Genomic DNA, 1043 nt, shown 5'->3' with positions numbered 1-1043 from the left:
CCGATGTGGGTGCGCAAAGAACCGCGCAAAGTCGCAGAAGAACGCGCCATGCATTATCTGGAACGGGTCAAGATCCCGGAACAGGCCAACAAATATCCGGGTCAACTGTCCGGTGGTCAGCAACAACGTGTGGCCATCGCGCGGTCCTTGTGTATGGAACCGAAGATCATGCTGTTTGACGAACCGACCTCAGCCCTTGATCCGGAAATGATCAAGGAAGTGCTGGACACGATGGTGCAACTGGCGGAAGAAGGCATGACCATGCTGTGCGTGACCCACGAGATGGGCTTTGCCAAAACCGTGGCGGACCGCGTGATCTTTATGGCTGACGGTCAAATCGTCGAAGAAAACGAACCTCACGAATTCTTCAACAACCCGCAAGAACACAGAACCCAAGAGTTCCTGAGCCAGATCATCGGGCATTAAGTCGATTAGGGTTGCAGGGGCAAGAAAATGCTTGCCCCTGCAACCTGTAATTTCCATATCGAGAAGTGGGAGGGAATAATCCTACAATTTTCTTGAGGTCGAGAGATGTACTGGACGATCCGTAAGATCATGGCGCTGATTGGCGTCTTTAGTACGGCTGTAATGATTGCGACGCTGATTTGGTTAAGCAGCGCGTATGAAAAATTTTCCATTCGTAATTTTAATGAAACTTCCGGTGAGATTGCCTCTTTTTTGGTGCGGCAAACCATCACCGAACAATATTTTGAAGAATTATTTCCCATCGCGGATAAATGGTCCCGTGACCGTGTCCTTGTTCAAGGCGCACGTGAAAATGATGTCAAAAAGGTCATTATCGGTGCGGATGCGATTTTTGTCTCCCAAGAGGTCGTCAATAAAATCGTTTTCTTGGAAGGGGTGCAGGTCTTTGATAAGGATTTAAATTGGACTCGCTGCACTAAAGTGGAGGATACTTTACTCTTTCATGCAACCTTCATTTCAAACTGATCTGCTTCCGAAAAACTGGACCGTTTCAAGTGAGAAAATTCTCGTTTAGATTTTTAATCTAAAGAGGAGAATTTGAGATGAAGCGTTCAAAG

At 47.1% G+C, this 1043-nt stretch carries 2 protein-coding genes; both read left to right on the top strand.

Features of this window, described 5'->3' with window-relative positions; all coding sequences use genetic code 11:
• Positions 1–426: amino acid ABC transporter ATP-binding protein (locus Q397_RS0120250; protein ID WP_028880926.1), on the top strand; the 426-nt coding region annotated here is incomplete at its 5' end.
• A 105-nt stretch (positions 427–531) separates the two neighbouring features.
• On the top strand, positions 532–951 hold the full coding sequence (locus Q397_RS0120245) for a hypothetical protein (protein WP_028880925.1): 420 nt from the start codon (positions 532–534) through the stop codon (positions 949–951).
• Positions 952–1043 lie beyond the last annotated feature (92 nt).

This window comes from Terasakiella pusilla DSM 6293 (assembly GCF_000688235.1).
Lineage (GTDB): Bacteria > Pseudomonadota > Alphaproteobacteria > Rhodospirillales > Terasakiellaceae > Terasakiella > Terasakiella pusilla.
The sequence above is the reverse complement of the archived record's forward strand: the minus strand, read 5'-3'. Positions and strand labels throughout refer to the sequence as shown.